The organism is Streptomyces inhibens (assembly GCF_003389455.1).
In the GTDB taxonomy this organism is placed as follows: Bacteria; Actinomycetota; Actinomycetes; order Streptomycetales; family Streptomycetaceae; genus Streptomyces; species Streptomyces inhibens.
In genome coordinates, this window is record NZ_QUAC01000069.1 from 22,611 (window position 1) to 29,695 (window position 7,085).

Annotated in this window: 4 protein-coding genes; 3 read left to right on the forward strand and 1 reads right to left on the reverse strand. The window is 75.4% G+C overall.

Going from position 1 to position 7,085, the window contains the following annotated elements; genetic code table 11:
* Window positions 1–5: 5 nt before the first annotated feature.
* The gene (locus tag DY245_RS09425) at window positions 6–4,808 is read right to left on the reverse strand and encodes a DEAD/DEAH box helicase (protein WP_128505504.1); all 4,803 of its coding nucleotides are present in this window, start codon (window positions 4,806–4,808) and stop codon (window positions 6–8) included.
* Window positions 4,809–4,945: 137 nt separating this feature from the next.
* On the opposite strand from DY245_RS09425, the gene DY245_RS09430 reads away from it, so the two are divergent.
* The 3 genes from DY245_RS09430 to DY245_RS09440 all read left to right on the forward strand — a co-directional run bounded on the left by DY245_RS09430 (window position 4,946) and on the right by DY245_RS09440 (window position 7,025).
* Window positions 4,946–5,830, forward strand: coding sequence for a helix-turn-helix transcriptional regulator (locus DY245_RS09430; RefSeq protein WP_128505506.1), 885 nt, complete (start codon window positions 4,946–4,948; stop codon window positions 5,828–5,830).
* Window positions 5,831–5,919: 89 nt separating this feature from the next.
* Complete coding sequence (locus tag DY245_RS09435; RefSeq protein ID WP_128505509.1) at window positions 5,920–6,720, forward strand: AzlC family ABC transporter permease; 801 nt, start codon at window positions 5,920–5,922, stop codon at window positions 6,718–6,720.
* Window positions 6,717–7,025: an AzlD domain-containing protein gene (locus DY245_RS09440; RefSeq protein WP_128505511.1), complete on the forward strand. Its 309-nt coding sequence runs from the start codon at window positions 6,717–6,719 to the stop codon at window positions 7,023–7,025. The genes DY245_RS09435 and DY245_RS09440 overlap by 4 nt, the downstream gene beginning before the upstream one ends.
* Window positions 7,026–7,085 lie beyond the last annotated feature (60 nt).

The following is a 7,085-nucleotide window of genomic DNA, read 5'->3' on the forward strand; positions in this document are numbered from 1 at the left end:
TCCCGTCACCCCCGCAGTCGCAGCCCCCGCGGGGTCGGGTGGAATCCGGCGGATTCCAGGAGGGCGGCGAAGGGGGAGGTCAGGGCGGCGGAGCCGTTGATGCGTTCGGTGGTGATGGTGCCCACGGCGCCGGCGCGGGCGGCGTCGGTGAGCGCCTCGACGGCGAGCTGGAGGCGGGAGTCGGTGGCGGCCTCTGCGGGGTCGTGGCCGAGCGGCCACAGGAGCAGGGTCTTGCCGCCGCGCTCCATGTAGAGCGTCAGCTCGCCGTCGACCAGGACGACCAGGGAGCCCGCCTTGCGGCCGGGCTTGTGCGTCGAGCCCTCGGGCGGGTCGGGCCAGGGCAGGGCGGCGCCGTAGGCGTTGGCCGGGTCGGCGGCGGCCAGCACGACGGCGCGCTGCGGGCCGCCGCGCCGGGACTGGGCAGGGACCGTGTCCGGGAGGGCGTCGTCGGCGGTGCGCTCCCGCTGGGTGCTGATCGCGCGCAGCCGGTCCACTGCGCCGTCCATCGCGAACTGGGCGGCGCCCAGCCCCTCGACGACGTAGCCGCGGCGGGCCTGCCCGGACTCCTCGAAGACGGCCAGCACGCGATAGGCGGCGGAGAACCCGCCCTCGACCCCCTCGGCGGCGACCGCACCGCGGGTGACGATGCCGTGCCGGTCCAGGAGCGCACGGGCCAGGGCATGGGCGCGGTGGGTGGCGTCCGTTTCCGGGGCGGGCAGCAGGGACCAGCGGCCGCCCACGGTCGGCGGACCGGAGAGGGAGGCGGTGGGGCGGCCGCTGCGGCCTGTCGCCGCGGTCAGTGAGCCTCCGTGCCCCCATCGGCCCCGGGGGACGGCCCGCCGGGCGCGGTGGGCGGTCGAGCCGGCCGTACGGCCCGAGCCCAGAAGGGCACGCAGCGGGGCGAGGGTGTCGTTGGTCAGCCGGCCCGACCAGGCCAGATCCCACAGGGCGTCGGCCAGTTGCGGGTCGGTGGCATCGGGGTGGGTGGTGGCCCGCACCTGGTCGGCGAGCTGGCGGAAGAACAGGCCGTATCCGGGAGCGAGGGCGGCCAGCAACGACTCGTGCAGCGCGGTCAGTTCCAGCGGGAGCGGCGGCTGGAGCAGCAGCGGGGCGGTGTCGGCGAGATGGAGGGAGAGCCAGCCGTCCTTGCCGGGGAGCGCGCCGGCGCCGGCCCACAACACCTCGCCGGTGGCGGTGAGTTCGTCCAGCAGGGCGGGGGTGTAGCCGCCGACACGGGACGGCAGCACCAGCTTCTCCAGGGCGGAGGCCGGCACCGGCGCGCCCTGCAACTGCTCGATGGCGCGCACCAGGCCGTCGATGCCGCGCAGGCTGTGCGACGAACCTGGCGCCTGCACCCCGCTCGCCGACGCCGGGCGTGGGGCGCCGACGTGCTGCCACTGGGGGAGGAAGGCGGCGAGCGCGGCGGGCGGCACCGGTTCGAGCTCCTCGCGCAGCGCGGCGAGCGAGCGGCGGCGCAGCCTGCGCAGCACCTGGGCGTCGCACCATTCCTGGCCGATGCCCGCGGGGTGGAACTCACCCTGGACGACCCGGCCGGCGGCGGCGAGGCGGTGCAGGGCGCCGTCGGTGACGGCCGTGCCGAGGCCGAAGCGGGCGGCCGCCTGCTCGGAGGTGAACGGGCCGTGCGTGCGGGCGTAACGGGACAGCAGGTCGCCGAGCGGGTCCTTGACCGGTTCGGTGAACGACTCCGGGACGCCGACGGGCAGCGCCGTGCCGAGGGCGTCACGCAGCCGGCCGGCGTCCTCGACGGCGGCCCAGTGGTCGGCGCCGGCGATCCGCACCGTGATGGCGCGGCGGGCGGCGGCCAGCTCCCGCGGCCACGCCGGATCCGCGCCGCGCTCGACCAGCTCGGCGTCGGTCAGCGGCCCCAGCAGCCGCAGCACATCGGCGACGCCCTCGGCGTCCTTGACGCGCCGGTCCTCCGTACGCCACTGGAGCTCATGCTCCAGCTCGGCCAGCACCTCGGCGTCCAGCAGCTCGCGCAGCTCGGCCTGGCCCAGCAGCTCGGCGAGCAGCCGGGAATCCAGGGAGAGCGCGGCGGCGCGGCGCTCGGCGAGCGGGGAGTCGCCCTCGTACAGGAACTGGGCGACATAACCGAACAGCAGCGAGCGGGCGAACGGGGACGGCTCGGGGGTGGTGACCTCCACCAGGCGGACCCGGCGGGCCTCGATATCGCCCATCAGCTCCGTCAGGCCCGGTACGTCGAAGACGTCCTGGAGGCATTCGCGGACGGCCTCCAGCACGATGGGGAAGGACCCGAACTCGCTGGCCACCTGGAGGAGTTGGGCGGCGCGCTGGCGCTGCTGCCACAGCGGGGTGCGCTTGCCGGGGCTGCGCCGCGGCAGCAGCAGGGCCCGGGCGGCACATTCGCGGAAGCGGGAGGCGAAAAGCGCGGACCCGCCGACCTGGTCCGTGACGAGCTGGTCGACCTCGCCCTGGTCGAAGGCGACATCGGCCGCCCCCACGGGGGACCGCTCGGGGTCGTACTCCGTGCCGCAGGCGAGCGGGCCCGGGTCGGCGGCCGGATCGAAACCGTCTCCGTCGAGGAGGTCGAGGCCCATCAGGTCGGCGTCGGGCAGCCGCAGCACGATGCCGTCGTCGGCATGCATCACCTGGGCGTCCATGCCGTAGCGCTCGGCCAGACGGGCGCCGAGGGCCAGTGCCCAGGGGGCGTGGACCTGCGCGCCGAAGGGGGAGTGGATGACCACCCGCCAGTCGCCGAGCTCGTCGCGGAACCGCTCGACGACGATCGTGCGGTCGTCCGGCACATGGCCGCAGGCCTGCTTCTGCTCGGCGAGATAGCCCAGCACATTGGACGTCGCCCAGTCGTCCAGCCCGGCGGCGGCCAGCCGGGCCCCGGCGTCCTCCGGGGTGAGCGAGCCGATCTCCCGGAGGAACGCGCCCAGCGCACGGCCCAGTTCGAGGGGGCGGCCCAGCTGGTCGCCCTTCCAGAACGGCAGCCGGCCGGGAACCCCGGGGGCGGGGGTGACCAGCACCCGGTCGCGGGTGATGTCCTCGATGCGCCAGGACGTCGTGCCGAGCGTGAAGACATCGCCGACGCGGGACTCGTAGACCATCTCCTCGTCGAGCTCTCCCACCCGGCGGCCCCCGCCGCCCTTGCCCGAGTCGCCCGCCAGGAACACACCGAACAGACCGCGGTCGGGGATCGTGCCGCCGGAGGTGACGGCCAGTCGCTGGGCGCCGGGGCGGCCGGTGACGGTGTGTGCGACGCGGTCCCACACCAGGCGCGGCCGCAGCTCGGCGAAGGCGTCGGAGGGGTAGCGGCCGGCGAGCATGTCCAGCACCGCCGTGAACGCCGACTCGGGGAGCGCGGCGAACGGGGCGGCCCGCCGGACGACGGCCAGCAGCTCCTCGACGTCCCAGGTCTCCATCGCGGTCATGGCGACGAGCTGCTGGGCGAGGACGTCCAGCGGATTGGCGGGCACCCGCAGCGCCTCGATGGCGCCCGAGCGCATCCGCTCGGTGACCACGGCCGCCTGCACCAGATCGCCCCGGTACTTGGGGAAGACGATGCCCGTCGAGACCGCGCCGACCTGATGGCCGGCCCGGCCGACCCGCTGCAGTCCGGAGGCGACCGACGGCGGCGACTCCACCTGGACGACCAGATCGACCGCGCCCATGTCGATGCCCAGCTCCAGACTGGAGGTGGCGACCACGGCCGGCAGCCGGCCCGCCTTCAAGTCCTCCTCCACCTGGGCGCGTTGCTCCTTGGAGACCGAGCCGTGGTGGGCGCGGGCCAGCAGCGGCGGCGCCCCCTTGGCGGCGCCGGACCCGCCCATCAGCTCCGCCGGGGAGTGGTGCTCGGGCAGCGTCGTGACGGAGCCGCGCGCATCGAGCACAGCGCCCGTGGAGCGCTCGTAGGCGATCTCGTTGAGCCGGTTGCACAGCCGCTCCGCCAGGCGGCGGGAGTTGGCGAAGACGATCGTGGAGCGATGGGCCTGGACGAGATCGGCGATCTTCTCCTCGACCTGCGGCCAGATGGACGGCTTCTCGCCGGTCCCGCCCTCCTGGACCGGTGAGCCGCCCAGCTCGCCCATGTCCTCCACCGGGACGACCACCGAGAGGTCGAACTGCTTCCCGGACGGCGGCTGGACGATCTCCACCCGGCGCTGGGGCGACAGATAACGGGCCACCTCCTCCACCGGGCGGACCGTCGCCGACAGCCCGATCCGGCGCGCGGGCCGGTCCAGGAGCTCGTCCAGCCGCTCCAGGGACAGCGCCAGATGCGCACCGCGCTTCGTGCCGGCGACCGCATGGACCTCGTCCACGATCACCGTCTCGACGCCCGCCAGCGCCTCCCGGGCCGAGGACGTCAGCATCAGGAACAGCGACTCGGGGGTCGTGATGAGGATGTCCGGCGGGCGGTTGGCGATCGACCGGCGCTCGGCGGGCGGGGTGTCCCCGGAGCGGATGGCGACCGTGATGTCCGGCTCCGGCAGCCCGAGACGGACCGACTCCTGGCGGATGCCCGTCAGCGGACTGCGCAGATTGCGCTCGACATCGACGGCCAGCGCCTTCAGCGGTGAGACATACAGCACCCGGCAGCGCTTCTTCGGCTCGGCGGGCGGGGGAGCGCTCGCCAGCGCGTCCAGCGACGCGAGGAAGGCGGCGAGGGTCTTGCCGGAGCCCGTCGGCGCCACCACCAGGACGTCGGAGCCCGCGCCGATCGCCCGCCAGGCACCTTCCTGCGCGGCGGTGGGCGCGCTGAACGCCCCGGCGAACCAGCCGCGGGTCGCGGGAGAGAAGGAATCGAGCGCTGCCTGAGCCATGTCCCCCATCGTGCACCGGACCACTGACAATGCGGCGTCCGCGCGGTGCACCGGCCGCCGCCCGCGGGGGTGTGCCCGGGCCGTCCACGCTTCGGACGCGCAGGTCGGCGGCCGTCCGGCGGACGCAGAATGGCGGCATGGTCACGGTCAGCGGGGACGGCGCGGCCACCGACGGCGGGCCCGGCACGGGCTCCACGCCGCGGGCGCGCGGCGAGTGGGCGCGCCACTGGAGGTACGCCGGGCTGCCCGGTCTCGACCTGCTGCGCGCCCGCTACGTCCGGCACTCCTTCCCCCGCCACGCCCACGACGGCTATGTCGTCTGCGCGGTCACCTCCGGCATCGAGGAGGTCGGGCTCCAGAACGGCACCGTCCGGGCCGGCCACGGCGGCATCATCATGATCAACCCGGAGGGCGCGCACACCGCGCGGGCCGGCGCACCCGAAGGCTGGGCCTACGCCACCCTCTACCCCTCGTCCGATGTCGTCGCCGAGATAGCCGGGGAGACCACCGCGCTGCGCGGCACCGTGGGATTCGCCGAGACCGTCGCCGAGGACCGGCACCTCGGCCGCCTGATCACCGAGGTCCACCAGGCCGCCGAGGCCGGCAACGCCCTCGCCGCCGACAGCCTGCTGCGGATCGCCGTCGCCCGGCTGCTGCGCCGCTACGGAGGCCCGCTCCCGGCGCGTACGCCGCGCAGCGCGGGCGCCCGGACCGCCGCCCGCGCCCGCGCCGTACTGGAGGAGCGGATGGCCGACCCGCCTTCCCTGGAGAAGCTGGCGCAGGAGCTCGGGACCAGCCCGTTCGCGCTGCTGCGGGCCTTCAAGGGCGCGTACGGCATGCCGCCGCACACCTGGCTCACCGATGCCCGGGTACGCGCCGCCCGCAGGCTCCTGGAGGCGGGCAGCGCGCCCGCAGAGACGGCCGTCGCGGTCGGCTTCACCGATCAGCCGCATCTGAACCGGCACTTCACCCGGATCGTCGGTGTACCGCCCGGCGCGTACCGCAGGGAACGGTCGGCGTAGGCGCGGCCTGAGGTACGGGCGGGACGCGAGGTACGCGAGGCGCAAGAACGTACAAGACCACCAGGCGCGCCGGCTCCTAAGGTCGGGGCGTGGCAGAACAGACAGACATACGCACCACGGAGCGGCCCGCGCCCCCGGGAGAGGCGCAGCCGGCGAAGCCCGACTCGGCCGTCATCCGGGACGCGCTCGGCGTCGGCGTCGCCGTCGGCCTCTCCGGATTCGCCTTCGGCGTGACCTCGGCCGGCGCCGGCCTCAGCCTCCTGCAGACCTGCGCGCTGAGCCTGCTGGTGTTCACCGGCGCCTCGCAGTTCGCCCTGGTCGGCGCGCTCGCCGCGGGCGGCAACCCGCTCACCGCCGCGGCCGGCGCGTTCTTCCTGGGCGCCCGCAACGCCTTCTACGGACTGCGGCTGTCCGCCGTCCTCGGCTACCGGGCCACGGTCAAACCCCTCGCCGCCCACTGGGTCATCGACGAAACCTCCGCCGTCGCCCTGGCCCAGCCCGACCGGCGCAGCGCCCGGCTCGGCTTCACCGTCACCGGGCTGACCCTCTACGCCCTGTGGAACCTCACCACCCTCGGCGGCGCCCTGGGCGCCGAGGCGCTCGGCGACACCGACGCCTGGGGCCTGGACGCGGCCAGCCCCGCGGTCTTCCTGGCGCTGCTCGCGCCGATGCTCAGGACCACCGTCGAGCGGGTCGCGGCCGGCCTCGGCGTGGCGCTCGTCATGGTGACCCTGCCGGTGCTGCCCACCGGTGTCCCGGTGCTGCTCTCGGCGCTCGCCGCACCCGCCGTCCTGTTCGTACAGGGGCGACGGGAGCGGGCGAAGGAGCCGGCGGCGCCGCCGGCCGGGCCCGCGGAGATCCGCCACACCACCGAGGAGGACCGGGTATGAACGTCTGGATCGCGATCGCCGTCACCGCCGTCGGCTGCTACCTGGTCAAGTACCTCGGCCTGTCGGCGCCCGCCGGCGTACTGGAGCGCCCGCTCGTCAAACGGCTGGCCGCGCTGCTCCCGGTGGCCCTGCTGGCCGCGCTCACCGCGCAGCAGACCTTCAGCGACGGCCGGCACCTGGTGCTGGACGCCAAGGCCGCGGGGGTGGCCGCCGCGGCCGTCGCGCTCGCCCTGCGGGCGCCGTTCCTGGTGGTCGTCGGCGGTGCGGTGGCCGTCACCGCCGGGGTGCGGGCCCTGGGCGGGTGACCGCACCGGGGGCGGTTGCAGCGAAGGGGCCGGGGCCCGCCGAGCCCACCGGGGCCGGCC

What these genes read in the sequence shown, in the direction of transcription:
- DY245_RS09425 (WP_128505504.1), bottom strand. Translation starts at nt 4,808, where the DNA reads ATGGCTCAGGCAGCGCTCGATTCCTTCTCTCCCGCGACCCGCGGCTGG.
- DY245_RS09430 (WP_128505506.1), top strand. Translation starts at nt 4,946, where the DNA reads ATGGTCACGGTCAGCGGGGACGGCGCGGCCACCGACGGCGGGCCCGGC.
- DY245_RS09440 (WP_128505511.1), top strand. Translation starts at nt 6,717, where the DNA reads ATGAACGTCTGGATCGCGATCGCCGTCACCGCCGTCGGCTGCTACCTG.